The sequence below is a fragment of the Bradyrhizobium sp. Kon37 genome (genome assembly GCF_055807535.1).
This window is the reverse complement of the sequence record NZ_JBVVOY010000010.1, coordinates 1-19319: the sequence shown is the minus strand read 5'-3', so window position 1 is coordinate 19319 and position 19319 is coordinate 1. Positions and strand designations below refer to the sequence as shown.

The following is a 19319-nucleotide window of genomic DNA, read 5'->3' as shown; positions in this document are numbered from 1 at the left end:
CCGGCGGCTGCTTCCGGGCGCCTCGCTAGGCCCGGAAACGAGATCAGAAATTCGAGGCTACTTCTGCGACGCCGCAACCGGCGTGGCCACGCCGCCCGTCGGCACCAGAGCTTCCGCCGTCTTGGTCGACTTGGCGGGCTGCTCCGGCTCCGCACCGAATCTCGCCTGGGTCTTCGGTGCAAGCTCCGCCATTGCCGGCGCGGAGATGTCGACATGCGGCAGCACGTCGGCCACGAGATCCGTCGTGACGAGATTGGTGAGCTTGAGCTCGCCTGCATCGAGCTCGTGCAGATCTTCCCAGGGCGGGACGCTGAGCGCGAGCGATAGCAGATCGCCGGCACCGCCCATGTCGAACGTGTATTTGGCGAGCCGGCCAATGTCGCGCTCCACGATCATCAAATCCTGCGCGCTGTAGCTCGCGGCCTTGGCATCGTCGGCGCGATCGCCCATCCAGATCTGGTGGACCCGCACATGGGCCGCTTCCGGCACGTAGCGCTTCTTGCCGGCCAGCAACAGGAACACGCACATGGATTCGCAATAGGCCTCAGGCGCGACCGCCGGACGGACCGACTGTCCGCCGCGGTTCTGAAGGCTGATGCCGACCGTGGTCAAAAGTCCGAGATTGCGGAAGCGCCGGCCGAGCGTGATCGCGTCGTTGACGGAACCACCGCTGGAATCCAGCACTACGGTGGCGCCGCCGAGCTGGCGCCCGCGGGAAAACTCTTCGAAGTCTTTGGGCGTATCGGCGGTGATGATGCCGACCGCGCTGACCCAACCGCGGCAATTCGGTTCGCAGGCGACCCAGCCGAACTTCATCGGCAGCTTGCGCTCTTCGAGGGCAACACCGGCCCGAGCCGACGACCCGAGCGTCGCGACGGCGCCAGCCAGCACGACTCCACAAGCAGCGGTTCCCACCAGCAACCAGCCGCGAAGTTTGAGCGCCTTCAGAAGTTTCAAACTGGTCCCTTCCCCAAGTCCCAAGCTTTAGCCCAAGCCTTACGGCGAGCCGACTCAGCCAAGCCCCGTTCTGACGTTCCAATGAGTCTCACATGAACGTCACAAAAATGGTATCCGGGGGAATACAGCTCGTCCATAGGCACTTGCTGCACTGCTCCCAAAAAGCACGCAAAATATGACGTACAAACAACAGCTTATAGTTCCCTGCGCCGGAACCGCGCAGAACCTCGCCCACGATCTCGGCAAAGCGCCTATGAAGCAATCAGCCTGCGAGCACTGTTCCAATCCCGTCGCGGGCGCACTCCGGCTTCCACGCAGATTCGGCCGTGCGTTGATCTGGCTCTACCGCCACACGCTCTCGCCGCTGGTTGGCTACAATTGCCGGCACCTGCCGACCTGCTCCGCCTATGGCGACGAGGCAATCGAACGGTTCGGGCTGTGGGCCGGCGGCTGGATGACGCTGGCGCGCCTGCTCCGTTGCAACCCTTTCGGCACCTCGGGCATCGACAACGTGCCCCTCACCGCGCCGCAAGCTTCGCGCTGGTATCTGCCCTGGCGATACGCCCGCTGGCGCGGTGTCAACGCATCCTAAGCACGACGCGGCGCCTCACGCGTCGCTACCTTGAGTGGAACCGAAACTCTCTTCTCGCATTGATGTGATGCTCCCGCGGGAGGAAACAACAATGCGCTGGAAAATCAGCCCTCATTTTCACTTCAGATCTGGACCGGATTCGCGGGGTGGTTCGCGAGGCCACGATCCCAGGACCCTCGACATGCTCGCCATCATCGTCCTCCTGACGCTCGCGGTCGGCTCCGGCTGGTATCTGGCGACGAGCACTGCCACGCCGCCCAGTACGACGGCGTTCATCGTGCCGAGCCAGAGCGTGCACTGGTAGGCTGGACTTAGAGGTCCAGCACCAGCCGGTCCGCGTCCGATCCGGCGACGCAGATCATGAGAAAGCGTTCGCGCTCATACGGCGACAGGACGCGATCGCGGTGCACGGGCTTGCCCTCGATCCAGCCGACCTTGCAGGCGCCGCAAATGCCGCCGCAGCAGGACGTCGATATATCGATGCCTCCTTCCTGCAAGGCGGCCAGCATGGTCTGGCCGGCGCGAACCTGGATTTCCGTCCCCGTACGCGCCAGCGACAGCGTGAAGGGCTTTGCGTCGGGGTCGATCACCGGTGGCGGCGCCACGAAACGCTCGATGTGGACGTTGGCTGCGGGCCAGGCTGCGGTCAGGCGCTCGAACTCGTCGGTCATGCCTTCCGGCCCGCAGCAGGCGACCATCGTCTGCACCCCGACCTCTCCGACCAGCGACGCCAGATCCGGACGCCCGGCCGAGGAGGTGCGGTGCACGACGACACGCCCCGCTTCGATCAGCGGCGCGAGGTGGGCGGCAAGCGGCACCTCCTCGCGCACGATGAGGTGCAGCACAAAGTCCGCATTGCCAATCCGCAGGAGGTGACGTGCCATCGACAGGAACGGCGTCACGCCGATGCCACCCCCGACGAACACATGGCGCGCAATGTCCGCAGCCGGCTCCAGCCCGCCGCGCGGCAGTGACACGCCGATGACATCGCCTATGCCAATCTCGTCGTGAAGCGCGCGCGAACCGCCGCGCCCATCGACCTCGCGTTTGACCGCGATGACGTAACGCGAGTTGTCGGCGGGCTCATTGCACAGCGAATAGGTCCGCACGAGACCGTTTGGCAGATGCAGGTCGATGTGGGCGCCAGGCTTGAACGGCGGCAGGTCCCAATGGTCGGGATCGGCCAGCGTGAACACCTTGATCCCCGTACCAGCCCCTTCGATGCCGACGACAACCGTCTTGATCGTCGTTATGGGCCGCGCACTCATGGCGCGTTCCGCACGGTGTCGCCGACCCTGACGATGCCGCCTTGCAATATCCGGCAGTTGAGGCCCGATCGGTTGATGAGCGGATCGAAGATCGCCTTGCCTGTGATCTCCTCGATATGCCGGCACGGAATCGACAACCGGGTTGCTTCCAGCAAGGTCTCACCTAACCAGAAGCGGCGGCCGACCAGGTGGTTCAACGGCACGCCCTCGACCGTCACGTTGCGGCGATGCTCCTCGGGACCGAGTTCGATTCCCGCGTCGCGCTTGAGCGCGATCAAGGTTTCGAGCTCGAACAGGGTGACCTGCCGGCCCTCTTCGGGCTTGTGCGAATAAAATCCTTCCTCGCGCCCGATCATGTAGCGGTCGCCCTCTATTCCTTGGCCAGCGACGAGAACGAGCTGCTCCATCGCGCGCATTGGCAGGAACGCGCGTGGAGCGAGATGGAGGAAGCGGACCAAGCCAGTCCAGCCAAGGCGTGCTGTGCTATCGGCCGAGCCGGCGTCTATCTCATCGAGCATGACAAAATCCTTTTGAGAAGCGATGGCGCGCCGCCAGCAGCGGCGCGCCGCGGGATCAGGTCAGTTCCTTGTTCGCCGTTTCCGGCGCGAACGTGGTCGCGGTCGCCGTGATGGCGGCGCAGCCAATCAGCAGCAGCGACACCGGCCAGGTGGCGCCGCCGCTCCAGGCCATCAGAGCCGCCGCAATCAGCGGCGTCAATCCGCCACTGATGGCAGCACCGACCTGGAACCCGAGCGAGGCGCCGCTATAGCGCAGCCGCGCGGAAAACAGCTCGGAGTACCAGGGCGCGCCAATGCCGAACATCACCATCTGCCCGAAAGTAATCGCGACCACGATGGTGCAGATGACGATGGTGGGATCGCGGGTGTTGAGCAGCCAGAACAGCGGAAAGGCAAACAGCGCCGAAAACAGACAGCTTGCATAGAACATCTTTTTGCGGCCGACGATATCGGACAGCCAGCCGAACAGCGGAATGGCGAGCAGTGCGACCAGCGATGCCGCGAAGGCGCCGTTCAACACCACCGTACGAGACAAGCCAAGATTCGCCGTGGCGTAGGACATCACGAACACGCCGCCGATGCTGGCATAGGCGATCTCCGAGATCTTCAGCCCGACCGCGGTAAAGAAAGGCCGGCGGTGGTGCCTGAAGATCTCGACCAGCGGCAGAGTTGCGACCTCTTTTTTGGCCTGGACCTGACGGAAGGCCACGGTCTCTTCCATGTTGAGGCGGATGTAGAGACCGACGCCGACCAGGAGGATCGAGATCAGGAACGGAATGCGCCAGCCATAGGACATGAACTCACTTTCCGGCAGGCTCGCCACCAGCGCAAACATGCCGATCGCGGCGAGATTGCCGATGGGATTGCCGACCTGCACCATGCTGCCGAGCAGGCCGCGGCGGTGCGTCGGGCAATTCTCCACCACCATCAGCACCGCGCCACCCCATTCGCCGCCGAGGCCAATACCCTGGAGGAATCGCAGGCCGATCAAGAGCAGCGGCGCGGCGATCCCGATCTGCTGATAGGTCGGAAGCAGGCCGATCAGAAAGGTGCCGATGCCCATCACCATGATCGTGATCGCGAGCATCGCCTTGCGGCCCACCCTGTCGCCGTAGTGACCGAAGATGGCGGCGCCAAGCGGTCGCGCCAGAAAGCCGACCGCATAAGTGCCGAAGGCCGCGATGGTGGCGAGCGCGGGATTGCCGGCAGCGAAGAAGACCTTGTTGAAGACCAGCGCTGTCGCCGTGCCGTAGATGAGGAAGTCGTACCATTCGACCGCGGTGCCGATCACGCTCGACCACACGATCCGCCGCAAGCTCGCCGCCTCGTCCGGCGCTACGTTCAGGGTTACGTCGTCTGCTACGGTCATCGATGTCTCCAAAAAGTACCGGCGCCAGGGGAAGCAGTTGATTCTGTCCGCGGAGCCCATCGGCGTCCCGGACGGTAAAATCGATCATGTTTACTGTTGGAAATCAACGACGCGGAACGCGGCAAATGCCATCCGGAGCGGCAAAGCACGCCAATTGCACTGTAACTGAGCTGATTTAAGCGATATACCAGAGTCTCTGCTTACAATATCTGCGCCCTTGCTCTAAATTTCTGCGCATATGTTTTCCGTTGGAATACACCCGGCGCGTACACGGAAGGGACAGCGCGCACCCGCCGGACTGGCAGTCGGGCGACATCTGTTGCAAAAGAGACGTCACCAGTTCGGGAGACTCATGCGTGCTTGACGTCAGCAAAGCGGCAGCCGTCGGGGCCAACATTCGCCATGCGCGGATCGCCAAGGGCCTGACGCTGGACCAGCTTGCCAAGCAGAGTGATCTCACGCGCGGCTATATCTCGCTGGTCGAGCGCAACCTGAAGATCCCTTCGCTCGCCGCCCTGCTACGGATGGCAGCCGCGCTCGAGGTCAATGTCGCGACTTTCTTCGACCCTAACGCCGAGCCCGCGCCGCGCTACACGCTGTTCCGCCGTGAAGGCGGCAACGTCCCGCTGTTTCAGGACACCTTTGGCGTGGTGCCACTGGCCACCGGCCGCACCCGCAAGATGATGGAGCCGTTCCTCCTGAGCCCGCCGCACAAATCGGCGACGCGCGCCTCGCATGCGGGCGAGGAGTTGCTGTTCGTTATCAACGGCAAGATCGCGATCAAGCTCGACGGCGAAGAACTCGTCCTCGGCAAGGGCGATTGCCTGTATTTTTCAGGCGAGACACCGCACGAGGTCAGGAGCCTCGGTCGGCAGAAGGCGGAAGTCCTGGTCGTCGTCGCCCAGAGCCCGGCGGCGTAACTCCGGGCCTGGCACCAGGCTTAACGGGACCAGAAAAAGCGCCCGGGTGGCGGCGGGACCGGCTCGGGCGGACGTGGCCGCTTCGGACGCGGCGGTTTCGGCGGCGGCTCGGCGGACGAGGTGGTCTCCGCGCCCGGCGCCGTCTCGCTTCCCGGTACCTTCACCGACAGCAGCAAGTTCGACTCGTGCATCCGCCAGCGGTAACCGACGCCGAAATCGATCGGCTGGGCGCGCGTGAACAGCGCGGCGTAGCGTTCCTGGTAGCGGCCGGGAAATTCGCCGATCGGTCCGAGATAGCGGCCGAACGGGAAGAACCGCCATTGCCGCGAATTGTAGCTCGAAAGCGGAATGCCGGAATCGTCCTGGACGATGGTCGCGCTGTTGGCGAGCAACCAATCGCGCGCGACCGTGAAGTTGCCGGAGTGCAGCAGATAGGACGCACTCTTGATCAGGCTGTTGCCGGGGCCAAGCGTCTCGCAGAACTTCAGGAAGCCGGCTGCGCGTGCACCTGAATTGGAGAGATCGGTCGAGAAATAATACAGCGTGCGCGCCTCGCCGTCAGGGCCTGCAAAGGTGATGCGGGCCCCGCGCGTCGCGTTCGGTCCGGGATTGTCGTTGCCGACATGCATCCCGCCCTTGTCGTCGAGTGCGACCATCTCGACATTGCGGATGGTCTTGCCGGAGCGGACGAGGAAGACGTAGAGGATCGGCAAGGTGCCGTTGACCTGGTTGGTGTGCAGGTCGACCTTCATTTGCTTGGTGATGAAGAAGGAAAAGCTCAGGATCGAGCCGAGCGAGCGCTCGACATTGTAGAGCGCGGCGCCGACCGAGCCGCGCGGCAATCGCGTCAGGTCAGCCACCGCACCGACCGGCTCCAGCGCGCCGAGCACGTAAGTGCTGGCCTTGGGATAGAAGGCGTTGGCATAGAGGAAGTCGGGACCGCTGAACAAATAAAACATGGTCGGCCTGGGCGCCGCCAGATTGACGTCGGCCCAGTTGCGGATCTTCGAGAGCTGGCGCTGCTCGAGCTGGGCGAAGGCGCCGTCGAAGAATTTCGCGTGCCGCTGCCAAGCCGGGTCCTTTGTAAGCGGCACCAGCGGCGAATCCGCCGAAGGCTGCATGCCCGCAAGGAAGCGCGCGGTGTCGTCGAAAGTTGCCTCGGCGGCACGTGCGCACGAGACGGCCGCAGCCAGCAAGGCGAGAGCGACGGCCGCAATTCTCATGGGTCGAAACATGTCTATTCGCAATGTCATGAAGTGCCAGCGGCGACCGGCCGCCTGCGGAAAACAGCATAAATCAACAGGCCCGAGAGCATGACGAGCATCCCCGACAGCGATTGCACGGGCCGCTCGGTCAACAAATAGTACATCATGAACGCGGTCACGAGCAGGAAAACGAGTGGCGTGAACGGGTATCCCCAGGCACGATAGGGCCGTGGCAAATCGGGATCCGTGATGCGCAGCTTGATGACGCCGGCGACCGTGAAGAACGAGCAGAACAGCAGCGCGAACTGGATGAAGTCGAGCACGGCCTCGAAGCTGCGGGTGAACAGCAGCAGATTGGCGACGGCGAGCTGAAACAGGATGGCATAAGCGGGCGCGCCGCGGACCGACCTCTGCGAGAACACGCGCAGCGCCGGAATGTCCTCCCCCATCGTCATCATCACGCGCGGGCCGATCCACATCATCGCGCTGATCGATGAGATCAGGCCGAAGCAGATCATCGCGCCGACGATCCGGCCCCCGAGCTTGCCGAAGATCGCGCTGCCGGCGACGCTGGCGACGTCGAGCTGACCCGCGAGCGCGCCGACCGGGGTCGAATGGAGAAACACCGCATTCAGCGCAACGTACAGCACGAGCACGATCAGCGTGCCCGCGAGCAGCGCGCGCGGCAGGTCCCGCTGCGGCATGTTCATCTCGCCGATGATGTAGGTCGCGGCATTCCAGCCCGAGAACGAATACATCACGAATACGAGCCCGATCGCGAAGGGCGCGCTGACGATATGCGCGAGATCGCCCGCCTGCGGCGAGAAGGCAATCGGCTGCGGCACGCCGACGATGAAGCCGGCAACCAGGAAGGCCACGATCAGCACGACCTTCAGGATGGTCGAGATCAACTGGAAGGTCGAGGAGTGCCTGACGCCGGTCAGTTGCACGAGCGAGACCAGCCACACCACGGCGATGGCAAGCGGGATCGGCGGCACACCGGGGACGACCGATTTAGCGTATTCGCCGAACGCCATTGCGGCCAGCGCAACGGGTGCTGCAAAACCAACCGTCGCCGACACCCAGCCGGCGAGAAAGCCGAAGGCGGGATGATAGGCACGGCTGAGGAAATTGTATTCGCCGCTCGAGCGCGGAAACATCGCGCCGAGCTCGCTGTAGGAGAACACCCCGCACAGCGCGACGATCCCGCCGACCGTCCAAAGCAAGAGGATCGAGAAGCCCGAGGGAATGTCCTTGACCTGGAAGCCGAGGCTGGTGAAGACGCCGACCCCGATCATGTCGGCCACGACGATGGCGGTTGCGACCAGAACGGAGACCCCCGACCCGCTTCCGGTCAGCCGGCCGGTCCAGGGTGCAGTACCCGCGTCTGATGCCGTCATCGCCGTCCTCAACCTCAGGCGTCACGCCTCGTGGGAAGCATCGTGCAGCTCGGTCCAGTCAATTCAAGCAGGGTTAACAAGGGTTAAATGAGGCGGGGCCACTTCGGTACTCTAGCACCATTAATCCACGATCCGGGCAATAAAGCTTCGTAAACACCGGGACATCCCGCCTCCCTCCCCCACAATCACGACACGATTGCGTGGTCCCTTTGAGCGTTCCGGATGTGGGGAAGTTTCTCCGGACACTTAACGTCGCCTAAACGCCCATCGGCTCAATTGCCTTAATGATTGCCGATGGACTTGTGGTCATGACTTGGGGTCATGGGTGAATGGTCGGGGCCGTTCCGAAATCGAGAGCTGACATCCGCGCCGACCGGACCACGTCCGGCGTGAGCGGTCGTGCGCTTCGGATCGCTCTGATCTCAGTCTTGGTGCCGTTGTCGCTGACCCTGGTTCAATGCGGCAAGGCACCCAATCCGGCAGCGCTCGCGGCGAACTCGCAAGCCAACGTCCAAGGCAACGTCCCAGCCAACGTGCAGGTCGTTGCGAAGACAAACCAGCAAGTCGCAAGCAGCGACTCGTTCGAGGATCGCTTCCCGGCCCCCCAGTTCAGGGAGCGCTTCCCATCCGCGAGCGAGGGTTTTCTGCAACGGCAGATGTCGGACTTCTCACCCAAGCGCGCCGCGCAGCAGCAGCCGGAGCAGGCGCCCTACAAGGTCGCTTCGCTCGCGCCGCAGGCCCCCTACCAGCGTCCGCCGCGCGAGGATCTGACGACGCTCGTCAGCATGAAATCGTCAGCTTTCCCTTATTTCGGCAACAACCCCGCCTCCGACGCGCCGTTCCTCAACATCTCCAAGGGCGACCGCCGCGGCCACCGTAGCTATTCCGGGCGCGTCTTCTGGCAGGACGAGACCTACAGCGATAACCGCGTCTTGATGCACGTGCCCGAGCATTTCGACGTGCGGAAGCCGGGCGTGATCGTGGTGTTCTTCCACGGCAATGGCGCGACACTCGAGCGCGATGTGCGCGACCGCCAGCTGGTGCCGCAACAGATCACCGATTCCGGCGCCAATGCCATCCTGCTCGCACCGCAGATGGCAGTCGATGCCGCCGATTCCAGCGCAGGAAAATTCTGGCAGGCCGGTGGCCTCAAGCGCTTCATCGACGAGTCGGCTAACCATCTGGCCCGCCTCACCGGCGATCCCAACAGCGCCCGCGCCTTCGCCAATATGCCGATCGTGATCGTCGGCTATAGCGGCGGCTTCCTGCCGACGGCCTGGAGCCTCGAGGTCGGTGGCATCAGCGACCGCGTCCGCGGCGTCGTGCTGCTCGACGCCGTCTATGGCGAGATGGACAAGTTCGCCTCATGGATCGAGAGCCACCGCTCCGGCTTCTTCGTCAGCTCCTATACCCACTACACCGCGCGGCGCGACCGCGAGCTGATGAGCACGCTGCGGCAGAAAGGTATCACCGTCTCCGAAGACATGGACGGCCCCTTACGTCCGGGCAGCGTGGTGTTCGTCGAAACCGGGGACGGCATCACCCATCGTGACTATGTGACCCGCGCCTGGACGCGGGACCCGCTCAAGGACGTCCTGGTGAAGATGTCGGCGACGCCATCACTCGCGCTCACGCGCGTGGCCTCCACCAATCCATCCGCATCGAGCCGGTAGCGATATTGCGCCCGTCGGCATCTGGCTGCACGGCCCGCAATTCTCTCGAGCCTTGATCAAAATGTGATGTTGATGGCCGACGGTCCCGGTGCCGACCGGATTGCTTCCACTGGCAACAATCATACTTTGCCGGCCAAGTTGTATTTGGGATTCTGCGGGGACATGCAGTGCGTCAGGGACTCTACAAGGTCGACTTCCACACGGTTCACGGCACCGGTTGCGGCGTCGTCTATGTGACCGAGGGCAAGATGCGCGGCGGCAATTCCGCTTTCGCGTTCATCGGCACCTGCACGGGCGAAGGCGACAGCATCAGAGTCAAGATCTCGACCGAGCGCCACAATGACGACCCTTGCTTCAAGGCGTTGTTCGGTCTTGACCGGATCACGCTGACGCTCGCCGGCCGGGAGGATGGCGACAGTGCGGAATTCGAAGGCACCGCACTGCAACTGCCGGGCGTTGCCTTCAGGGCCGTGCTGAGCCGGATCAGCGACTAACCGCCCGGCTGCTGGACCTTGGCCATCGGCCTTAGGTCCTGCCCTCAGGTTTTTGGCAGCTTCGGAATGCTCTCGGCAAAGCCGTTGAAGCAGGCCAGCCGTTCGTCCTCCTCCTTGAAGAAACGGCAATCGGCGTAGCCCTTGGCCTTCGCCGGCTTCGGCTTCGGCGTCGGCGCGATCACGGCGTCGTAGCAATTGAGCCGGTCCTTGGTGCCGTCGTCGAGATCGAGGCAGGCCTGGAGCCGCGCTGCGATGGATTGCGGCTTGCCCTTCGGCGCCGCAGCCGGCTTGGCCGCAGCCTCCTTGGTCCCTGCCTTGGTGCCCTTGGGCTTGACCTGCACCAACGGCTTGTCCCCGATCATTGGTGGCTTGTCGGCTTGCGCGAAAGCGGAAGCTGAATAGAGCACCGCGGCAACCGCCAGAATCATCCTCATCTCAGTCAACCCTCTTTGGTCCCCATGACCGGCCTTCTAGCCTCCCGGCGCGCGGTTTGCCAAGCACCTTGCGCATACGGACACGCTTAGGTTCAGGCCGGGGCGGCAGTTGCCGGCCGGGGCCGGGTCAGGACCACCAGGATCAGCGCCAGCACGACGAAACCGACCGCGACGAAGCCGAGCGTATGCAGGAGCTCGCGGGCAAACAGCAGTCCGCCGACGGCAGAGCCGACCGCCTGGCCGACGTAGAGGACGGAGGTGTTGAGTGCGACGGTCGCCGATGCCAGCGACGGTGCGGCCGAGACCAGCCGCACCTGCTGCATCGAATTGGTCGAGGCAAAGCCGAGGCCCCAGATCGCGACCGCACCCGCCATCAACGCGAGCGTGCCGGCGCCGAGCGCCCAGCCGGTGATCCCCGCAAGCAGCAGGCAGGTGAACAGCAGCGAGGTGCGATAAGGCCCTGATGTGTCGACGATGCGGGTCGCGATGACAACGCCGAGGAAGCCACAAACGCCATAGAGAGCGAACACCATGCCGATCGCATCGGGCCCTGCGCCGGTCAGCTTGTTGAGCAGCGGCCCCATGAAGGTGAACACCACGAACTGCCCCGACATCTGCAACATCGTGATCGCAAGCAGCAGCAGGATCGTTCTGTTGCCACCGACCGCGCTCCAGGTCTTCAAATCCACCGGCGACCCCTTCAAGCCCGCGGGCAGCCGCATCAGCAACAGCAGCAAGCTGACGCAGCCGAGCGCGCCGATCCCGCCATAGGCCGCGCGCCAGCCATAGCGGCTGGCGATGAAGGTGATCAGCGGCAGGCCGACGGCGGCAGCGAGCGACCAGCCGAGAAAGATGTAGGCAATCGTGCTGCCGCGACGCTCCACCGGCACGATCAACGCCGCCGTACCGGCGGCCTGCGGCGTATAGAGCGCGCCGACCGCGAGCATCACCAGGCGGATGACGAGGAGGCTCGCATAGTCGGGCGCAAAGGCCGAGGCGAGGTTGCCAGAGGCGAGCACCGCCAGCGTCGTGGTGAGCAGCGTCCGGCGCTCGATCCGGCTGGTGAGCCAGGCCGTCAGCGGCGAGCCGATGCACAGGATGATGGCGCCGAAGGTGATCAGGAGCGCGGCCGCATGGATGCTGACGTCGAGCCCCGTCGCCAGTTCCGGCAGCATGCCCGCCGGTGCCAAGACCGAGCAGCCGGTGACGAGATTGCCGAGCATCAGGGCGGTTGGCGCGAAACGGCCGGCGCGTGCATTTTCCATGCAAACGCATGTAGAGCCGCCTTGCGACCAGTTAAAGGGCGTTGCCCGGAATAGTTCGTGCAGCGCCCCCGCTTTGGCGCGCCGGTTTCTTGGAAATGCCGGATTGCGCAGGCCGAATCGCCTGATATATCGCTCGTTCCCGCTTACCTGCGCTCGTTCGCAGGAGTGAGCCTCAGGAGACACGCCATGACCGACCAGCCCAACGACCAATCCAAGGACCAGTCCAAGGACCAATCTAAGTCCGAACAGCCCAAGTCCGAATCCGGCTTCCAGTACAGCCTCAGCAACTTGAGACCCGTGACCCCACCGGAAAAAATCACCCTCACCTTCCCGGACGGCGCCCGGCGCGAATACGCCAAGAGCATCACCGGTCTCGAACTCGCCAAGGGTATTTCCCCGTCGTTGGCCAAGCGCACGGTCGCGATGGCGCTCGACGGCGTGGTCTCCGACCTCGACGACGCAATCGAAGCCGATGCCAGGATCGAGCTGATCAACCGCGACGATCCGCGCGCGCTCGAGCTGATCCGCCATGACTGCGCCCACGTACTTGCCGAAGCCGTGCAGACGCTGTGGCCGGGCACCCAGGTCACCATCGGTCCCGTGATCGAGAACGGCTTCTATTACGATTTCTTCCGCAACGAGCCGTTCACGCCGGAAGACTTTGCCGCGATCGAGAAAAAGATGCGCGAGCTCATCGCGCGCGACAAGCCTTTCACGAAAGAGGTTTGGGATCGCGAAAAGACCAAACAGGTGTTCCGCGACAAGGGCGAAGCGTTCAAGGTCGAGCTGGTCGACGCCATTCCCGGCAACGAGCCGATCAAGATCTACTACCAGGGCGACTGGTTCGATCTCTGCCGTGGCCCGCACATGACTTCGACCGGCAAGGTCGGCAACGCCTTCAAGCTGATGAAGGTGGCCGGCGCCTATTGGCGCGGCGACAGCAACAACCCGATGCTGACCCGCATCTACGGCACGGCGTTCGCCAAGCAGGAGGACCTCGACGCTTATCTGAAGCAGATCGAGGAAGCGGAAAAGCGCGACCATCGCAAGCTCGGGCGCGAGCTCGACCTCTTCCATTTCCAGGAGGAAGGCCCGGGCGTCGTGTTCTGGCACGCCAAGGGCTGGACCATCTTCCAGCAGCTGATCGCCTATATGCGGCGGCGCCTGGCCGGCGACTACAGCGAGGTCAACGCCCCGCAGATCCTCGACAAGTCGCTGTGGGAGACCTCCGGCCATTGGGGCTGGTACCGCGAGAACATGTTCGCGGCGCAGTCGGCCGGCGAGGAGGCCGAGGACAAGCGCTGGTTCGCGCTGAAGCCGATGAACTGCCCGGGCCACGTGCAGATCTTCAAGCATGGCCTGAAGAGCTACCGCGACCTGCCGCTGCGGCTTGCCGAGTTCGGCGTGGTGCACCGCTACGAGCCGTCCGGCGCGATGCACGGATTGATGCGCGTGCGCGGCTTCACCCAGGACGACGCGCACATCTTCTGCATGGAGGATCAGCTCGCCGACGAGTGCCTGAAGATCAACGAGCTGATCCTGTCGACCTACGCCGATTTCGGCTTCACCGGCGATCTCACCGTGAAGCTGTCGACCCGGCCGGAGAAACGCGTCGGCACCGACGCGATGTGGGATCACGCCGAGCGCGTGATGGCGACGGTGCTGCGCGAGATCCAGTCGCAGAACAATCACATCAAGACCGAGATCAATCCGGGCGAAGGCGCCTTCTACGGGCCGAAGTTCGAATATGTGCTGCGCGACGCCATCGGCCGCGACTGGCAGTGCGGCACCACGCAGGTCGACTTCAACCTGCCGGAACGGTTTGGTGCGTTCTACATCGACCACGACAGCGGCAAGAAGCCGCCGGTCATGGTGCACCGCGCGATCTGCGGTTCGATGGAGCGCTTCATCGGCATCCTGATCGAGCACTATGCCGGCAACTTCCCGCTCTGGCTGTCGCCGGTGCAGGTGGTGGTCACCACCATCACGTCGGAAGCCGACGAGTATGCCAAGCAGGTGCTGGAGCAGGTCCGGCGTGCGGGACTTCGAGCCGAGATCGACCTGCGCAACGAAAAGATCAACTACAAGGTCCGCGAGCATTCGCTGGCCAAGATTCCGGCACTGCTCGTGGTCGGCAAGAAAGAGGCCGAGACGCAGTCGGTCTCGATCCGCCGGCTCGGCAGCGACGGTCAGCAAGTGACGACGACGGCGGAGGCGATCGCGGCCCTCGTCGACGAAGCGACCCCGCCGGATGTGAAGCGGGCGCGCGGCGCCGTCTGACATCTGAAATCGGTCTAAACTCGCTTTCGGTTGCGGGCGTGCATTCCTATGTGGGGATTGCACGCCCGACGACCAGCCGAAGAGGAAACCGCAGTGCCCGACGCCATCGAACTCCTGAAGACCCGCCGCTCGGTCAAGCCGCGCGAGATGTCGGGGCCTGGCCCCTCCCCGGCCGAACTCGAGACCATCCTCACCATCGGCGCGCGCGTGCCCGACCATGGCAAGCTCGCGCCCTGGCGCTTCATCATCTTCGAGGGCGATGCGCGCCAGCGCGCCGGCGAGGTGATCGCGAAGGTGTTTGCCCGGAAGAATCCCGGCGCGGCGGCGGCCGATGTCGAGACCGAGCGCAAACGCCTCACGGATGCGCCGCTGGTGATCGGCATCGTCAGCTTCACCAAGCCGCATCCGAAGGTGCCGGCTTTCGAGCAGGAATTGTCGGCCGGCGCCAGCGTCATGAACATTGTCACGGCCGCGACCGCGCTCGGCTACGGCGCCTGCTGGCTGACCGGCTGGTTCTCGTTCGATCGCGACGTGCTGGACGGCCTCGGCCTCAAGCCGGACGAGAAACTTGCCGGCTTCGTCCATATCGGCAAGCCGACCAGGCCGAGCGAAGACCGTCCGCGACCGGTCCTTTCTGAAATCGTGACGCGATTTTAATCGAAGGCGTGTTGACGCCTTCGACGTCTTGCGGCTTTGATCCCGGCAAGGGAGGAAGCCCGGATGAAGCGTCGTGAATTTCTGGTCGGAGCCGCGCTGCTGGCCGGCACGATGGCGCGGGCCCGCGCCGCCGATACCCCCGCGCCGTCGTCCGAGGGGCTCGACCGCATCACCGCGTACTTTGACAACGAGGTAACGAGCGGCCGGCTGCCGGGCGCCGTGGTCCTGGTCCAGCAGCACGGCAAGCCGGTCTATCTGAAGACTTTCGGCGTGCGCGACACCAGGACGGGCCTCGCGATGACGCCCGATACGATCTTCGCCATCCACTCTATGACCAAGCCGGTCACGTGCCTTGGCGCGATGATGCTGATCGACGAGGGCAAGCTTGCGCTCACCGACGCCGTGTCGAAATACATTCCCCTCTTTGCCGACACCAAGGTGGGCCTCGAGGTCACCAATCCCGACGGCACGTTACATCTGGATCTCGTGGCCCCGATCCGTCCCGTCAACATCGAGGATCTGCTGCGGCACACTTCGGGCATCAGCTACGACTACATCGGCGGCAAATGGGTCGAGCAGGCCTACAAGGCCGCCAATATCTTCGAAGGTCAGTTCAACAACAGGGAATTCGCCCAACGCATCGCGAAGCTGCCGCTGGCGCGGCAACCTGGAACGCTGTGGCGCTACGGTCATTCCACCGACGTGCTCGGCAGCGTCATCGAGATCATCTCGGGCCAGACGCTGTACGCACTCCTCAAGCAGCGCATCTTCGATCCGCTCGGCATGAGCAGCACCAAATTCGCGCTGACGACCGAGGACGAGCTCGCGCGGATGGCACGACCGCTGCCGAACGACAACATCCTGCTCGCTGCCGAGCGCGAGCGCCTCGACCATCCCGAATGGCAGTCCGGCGGCGGAGGACTGCTCTCGACCATCACCGACTATCAGCGCTTCTCGCAGATGCTGCTCAATGGCGGCGAGTTCGACGGCAAGCGCTATCTGAGCCCCGCCGCGTTCAAGGCCATGACGACCGATCACGTCGGGCCGGGCTCGGGCGTCGGACGCGATTACTTCTATTTTCCGGGCGACGGCTTCGGCTATGGCTATGGCCTCGCGGTGCGGACCGATCCCGGCAACGCCAAACCGCCTCCGCCCGGCTCGCTCGGCGAGTTGAAATGGGACAGTGGCAGCGGCACCTATTTCGGCGTCGATCCCAAGCTCGACATGGTCTACCTGCTGATGCAGCAGACTCAGAACGAGCGCAGCCGCATCACGCCCGCCTTCAAAGCGCTGGTCTATGATTGTTATCCGCCCGAGTTACGCCGCCCGTGAAGCACGCTGGCCGAAATCGGCGAGCAATTTTGCGATCTCGGCGGCGGGCCGCGCCGCGCTGAACAAGAAGCCCTGCACTTCGTTGCAGCCTTCGGCGCGCAACCACGCGAGCTGATCCTCGGTCTCGACGCCTTCCGCGGTCGTGGTGATGTTGAGGCTGCGGCCAAGCCCCGAGATCGCGCGAACGATCGCGACGCAATCGGGCCGCCCTGCCAGATCCTTGACGAAGGAGCGGTCGATCTTGATCTTGTCGAAGGGGAAGCTGCGGAGATAGCTGAGGCTGGAATAGCCGGTGCCGAAATCATCCATGGAGATGCTGACGCCGAGCTCGCGCAACTGATGCAGGATGGCGAGATTGGCGTCGGTCTCGGCCAGGAAGATCGACTCGGTGATCTCGAGCTCAAGCCGCTTCGGCGACAGGCCGGACTGCGCCAGTGCCGAGATCACGACCTGAACCAGATTGCGGCTTCGGAACTGCGCCGGCGACAGATTGACCGCGACCTTGACGTCGACGGGCCATTTCACCGCCTCGGAGCAAGCCACGCGCAGCACCCACTCACCGAGCTGGGTGATCAGGCCGATGTCCTCGGCGACCGGAATGAACTCCGCCGGCGAGATCATGCCCTTGTCGGGGTGATGCCAGCGCAGCAGCGACTCGAAGCCGGAGATGCGGTCGGAGGCGATCGAGACCAGCGGCTGGTAGTGCAGCTCGAACTCGCCATTGGCAAACGCGCGGCGCAGATCGAGCTCCATGTCACGGCGCTTCTGCGCCTGCAAATCCATCTCGCGCTCGAAGAAATGATGCACGCCGCCGCCGTCCGATTTCGCCCGGTACAGCGCCATGTCGGCGTTGCGCATCAACTCTTCCGGCGTCACGCCATCGCCCGGCGACAGCGCGATGCCGATGCTGGCGCCGATCACCATCTCCTGACCGTCGATCTCGTAGGGCGCCTTCAGCAGGTCGATCAGCAAGCTCGCGCAGGCGCTGGCCTCGTTGGGCCTGACGTCGGCCCCCAGGATCACCGCGAACTCGTCACCGCCGAGCCGGGCCGCGAGATTGGCGCCGCGGACCGCGGTGCTCAGACGGGCGGCAACCTCCTTCAACAGGCGGTCGCCCACCGGATGGCCGAAGGAATCGTTGACGTTCTTGAACAGGTCGAGATCGAGGTAGAGCACCCCGACCCGCTTTCCGCTGGCCTGGTCGAGCGCCTGCTTCAAGCGCTCCTGGAAGTATTCGCGGTTCGGCAGATCGGTGAGCCCGTCATGGTGCGCCATGTGGGCGATCCGCGCCTCGGCCTTGCGCCGTTCGGTGATGTCGACCACCGCGACCAGATAGCCGTCGCGATCGTCGAAGGCGACGCGGCGGCCGAAGGTCAACACCTCGATCTCGCTGCCGTCGGCGCGCAGATGCCGCCAGTTGCGCGAGGAGTGATAGGCGTCGCCGATGCGTTCGAGCGCCTCGGCATGGCTGTCCCACTCGTCCTGCGGCCAGATCTCGTGCAACTTCATGCGCAGGAAGGTGGCGCGGCTGTAGCCGTAATGCTGGACCGCGGCGTCGTTGACGCTGAGAAACTGCTTGCTCGCGGCGTCGAACACCCACATCGGCATCGGGTTGTTGTCGAACAGCAGGCGGAAAGAGGCGTCGCGCCGCTTCAACACAGTGACATCCGAGATCGTCAGCGAGACCACGTCGGCAAACGCGGTGGCGCTCAGCCGGAGATGGCGTCCGTCGCTCTCGATCTCGAGCTGCTCGCCGCGACCGCCGGAGACGGCTTTGAGCAAGAATTCCATGACTTCAACCGAGGCCAGCAGCGTGTCGCCCTCGCCGATCCGGTGCCAGAGCAGGCTCGCGCCTTCGGCCTTCAGCAGCAGCGCCGCACTCTTGTTGTGGTGCACGATCTGGAGATCGAACGGCTTGCCACCCGCGTCGCGCAGCGTCGCCAGCGAGAGCACCGCGTCGTCGGTCGAAGCGAAGATCGCGTCCAGGAGATTGTATTGCGCGCCGCGTTCGTTGATGTAGGCGCCGACCAGCGTCGCGCCCCAGCGCGATGCGGTCGGCAGCGCCAGCACATCAAATGTCCTGACCATGCCGTCGCGCACGCAATGGGCGCTGGCCAGGTGTGGCCGCCCGTTGGCGAGTGCGCTCGCCGCGGCTTCCGACAGCGCGGTAGCGCAATCGGGCGAGAGCGCGGCGACCGGGATGTCCCAACGCTCTTCGCCGAGCCATTTCTGCACGTAGCGTCCGCTGCGCGACAGCTCGAGCGCGCCGTCGCCCTTGAGCAGCGCGATGTGGTCGGCGAGCCGTCCCAGGCTGCCGAGCATCACGTCCTCGTAGCGCGGCAGCCGTTCGCCCGGCTTCAACGCGGCACGCCATTTGCGCTGAAGCACCGGGATGTCGTCGAACATTTCGGCGGCCGGTTTTCCCGACACTTTCTTCACGGCACTCATGGCAGTCCCCAACGCACTTTCCCGCCGCATCCAATGCAGCCGCGCTTAACGGCGTGTAAAGAGCGCGCGCGTGCGAGTTCCGTTCGGTGATTATGACAGTTTAAAGTCGGCCGTTGGTTAGTGGGCGTTAGAGACTATGACAGTTGTGCGAAGGCGTTGCGTAGGCGGCGCGTGAGACCGAAGCTTTGGCGCACCGCCGCATCAGCATCGTCATTGCGAGCGCAGTGAAGCAATCCAGAATCTTTCGGCGGCGACAGACTGGATTGCTTCGCTGCGCTCGCAATGACGGAATCTGTGGGTGGCAGCGTCGCGCTTCCATTCGCATTCCGGATCGCAGACGCAGCTTCGCATCCTCGCGGCTTGTTCGCCCGAGCTTTGCTTCATCGTCTCACCCTCAAAATGAAAGAGGGCGCAGGGAAGACCGGGTGCCGGCTGGCACCCGCGGTCCACTGTGCGAAAGGCAGTAGCGAAATCTGCACAGCGGCATACAGGTGAAGCCAAAACATC

Annotated in this window: 18 protein-coding genes; 8 read left to right on the top strand and 10 right to left on the bottom strand. The window is 64.1% G+C overall.

Going from position 1 to position 19319, the window contains the following annotated elements; all coding sequences use genetic code 11:
• Nucleotides 1–57: 57 nt before the first annotated feature.
• Complete coding sequence (locus AC0L3J_RS19615) at nucleotides 58–957, bottom strand: COG3904 family protein (protein WP_473348084.1); 900 nt, start codon at nucleotides 955–957, stop codon at nucleotides 58–60.
• A 253-nt stretch (nucleotides 958–1210) separates the two neighbouring features.
• Between AC0L3J_RS19615 and yidD the strand changes: the two genes are divergently transcribed.
• Together yidD and AC0L3J_RS19605 are read left to right on the top strand one after the other, a co-directional pair.
• Nucleotides 1211–1549, top strand: a complete 339-nt coding sequence (yidD, locus tag AC0L3J_RS19610) for a membrane protein insertion efficiency factor YidD (RefSeq protein ID WP_473258714.1) — start codon at nucleotides 1211–1213, stop codon at nucleotides 1547–1549.
• A gap of 91 nt (nucleotides 1550–1640) precedes the next feature.
• On the top strand, nucleotides 1641–1853 hold the full coding sequence (locus tag AC0L3J_RS19605; protein WP_473258716.1) for a hypothetical protein: 213 nt from the start codon (nucleotides 1641–1643) through the stop codon (nucleotides 1851–1853).
• Nucleotides 1854–1860: 7 nt separating this feature from the next.
• Here AC0L3J_RS19605 and AC0L3J_RS19600 read toward each other — a convergent pair whose 3' ends face one another.
• The 3 genes from AC0L3J_RS19600 to AC0L3J_RS19590 are packed head-to-tail and all read right to left on the bottom strand — an operon-like array spanning nucleotide 1861 to nucleotide 4704.
• Nucleotides 1861–2817: a PDR/VanB family oxidoreductase gene (locus AC0L3J_RS19600; protein WP_473348083.1), complete on the bottom strand. Its 957-nt coding sequence runs from the start codon at nucleotides 2815–2817 to the stop codon at nucleotides 1861–1863.
• Nucleotides 2814–3335 (bottom strand): MOSC domain-containing protein, encoded by a 522-nt coding sequence (locus tag AC0L3J_RS19595; RefSeq protein WP_473348082.1) that lies wholly within the window; start codon nucleotides 3333–3335, stop codon nucleotides 2814–2816. The genes AC0L3J_RS19600 and AC0L3J_RS19595 overlap by 4 nt, the downstream gene beginning before the upstream one ends.
• A 55-nt stretch (nucleotides 3336–3390) precedes the next feature.
• Complete coding sequence (locus AC0L3J_RS19590) at nucleotides 3391–4704, bottom strand: MFS transporter (RefSeq protein WP_085361746.1); 1314 nt, start codon at nucleotides 4702–4704, stop codon at nucleotides 3391–3393.
• A gap of 356 nt (nucleotides 4705–5060) precedes the next feature.
• On the opposite strand from AC0L3J_RS19590, the gene AC0L3J_RS19585 reads away from it, so the two are divergent.
• A complete protein-coding gene (locus AC0L3J_RS19585; protein ID WP_473348081.1) occupies nucleotides 5061–5624 on the top strand; it encodes a helix-turn-helix domain-containing protein in 564 nt (187 codons plus the stop codon).
• A 20-nt stretch (nucleotides 5625–5644) separates the two neighbouring features.
• Here the strand turns inward: AC0L3J_RS19585 and AC0L3J_RS19580 are convergent, their stop codons facing one another.
• On the bottom strand, nucleotides 5645–6859 hold the full coding sequence (locus tag AC0L3J_RS19580) for a hypothetical protein (RefSeq protein WP_473348080.1): 1215 nt from the start codon (nucleotides 6857–6859) through the stop codon (nucleotides 5645–5647).
• 14 nt (nucleotides 6860–6873) lie between these two features.
• Complete coding sequence (locus tag AC0L3J_RS19575) at nucleotides 6874–8229, bottom strand: APC family permease (RefSeq protein ID WP_473348079.1); 1356 nt, start codon at nucleotides 8227–8229, stop codon at nucleotides 6874–6876.
• 329 nt (nucleotides 8230–8558) lie between these two features.
• On the opposite strand from AC0L3J_RS19575, the gene AC0L3J_RS19570 reads away from it, so the two are divergent.
• Together AC0L3J_RS19570 and AC0L3J_RS19565 are read left to right on the top strand one after the other, a co-directional pair.
• Nucleotides 8559–9902 (top strand): alpha/beta hydrolase, encoded by a 1344-nt coding sequence (locus AC0L3J_RS19570; RefSeq protein WP_456769350.1) that lies wholly within the window; start codon nucleotides 8559–8561, stop codon nucleotides 9900–9902.
• A 167-nt stretch (nucleotides 9903–10069) separates the two neighbouring features.
• Nucleotides 10070–10396 carry a hypothetical protein gene (locus AC0L3J_RS19565; protein ID WP_473348078.1) on the top strand — a complete coding sequence of 109 codons (327 nt, stop codon included), beginning with the start codon at nucleotides 10070–10072 and terminating at the stop codon, nucleotides 10394–10396.
• Nucleotides 10397–10440: 44 nt separating this feature from the next.
• On the opposite strand, the gene AC0L3J_RS19560 is transcribed toward AC0L3J_RS19565, so the two are convergent.
• Nucleotides 10441–10830: a hypothetical protein gene (locus AC0L3J_RS19560; RefSeq protein WP_027567818.1), complete on the bottom strand. Its 390-nt coding sequence runs from the start codon at nucleotides 10828–10830 to the stop codon at nucleotides 10441–10443.
• Nucleotides 10831–10922: 92 nt separating this feature from the next.
• Complete coding sequence (locus tag AC0L3J_RS19555; RefSeq protein ID WP_473348077.1) at nucleotides 10923–12095, bottom strand: MFS transporter; 1173 nt, start codon at nucleotides 12093–12095, stop codon at nucleotides 10923–10925.
• 186 nt (nucleotides 12096–12281) lie between these two features.
• On the opposite strand from AC0L3J_RS19555, the gene thrS reads away from it, so the two are divergent.
• The 3 genes from thrS (at nucleotide 12282) to AC0L3J_RS19540 (ending at nucleotide 16364) form a co-directional block, all read left to right on the top strand.
• A complete protein-coding gene (gene thrS / locus AC0L3J_RS19550) occupies nucleotides 12282–14375 on the top strand; it encodes a threonine--tRNA ligase (protein ID WP_473348076.1) in 2094 nt (697 codons plus the stop codon).
• A 93-nt stretch (nucleotides 14376–14468) separates the two neighbouring features.
• Nucleotides 14469–15032 carry a nitroreductase family protein gene (locus AC0L3J_RS19545; RefSeq protein WP_247400261.1) on the top strand — a complete coding sequence of 188 codons (564 nt, stop codon included), beginning with the start codon at nucleotides 14469–14471 and terminating at the stop codon, nucleotides 15030–15032.
• Between the two features lie 63 nt (nucleotides 15033–15095).
• Nucleotides 15096–16364: a serine hydrolase domain-containing protein gene (locus tag AC0L3J_RS19540; RefSeq protein WP_473348075.1), complete on the top strand. Its 1269-nt coding sequence runs from the start codon at nucleotides 15096–15098 to the stop codon at nucleotides 16362–16364.
• Here the strand turns inward: AC0L3J_RS19540 and AC0L3J_RS19535 are convergent.
• Together AC0L3J_RS19535 and AC0L3J_RS19530 are read right to left on the bottom strand one after the other, a co-directional pair.
• Nucleotides 16350–18812 (bottom strand): putative bifunctional diguanylate cyclase/phosphodiesterase, encoded by a 2463-nt coding sequence (locus AC0L3J_RS19535; RefSeq protein WP_473348074.1) that lies wholly within the window; start codon nucleotides 18810–18812, stop codon nucleotides 16350–16352. The two genes, AC0L3J_RS19540 and AC0L3J_RS19535, sit on opposite strands and share 15 nt — an antisense overlap.
• Nucleotides 18813–19022: 210 nt before the next feature.
• Nucleotides 19023–19319 (bottom strand): hypothetical protein (locus AC0L3J_RS19530; protein ID WP_473348073.1); only part of this gene is annotated, 297 nt, incomplete at its 5' end.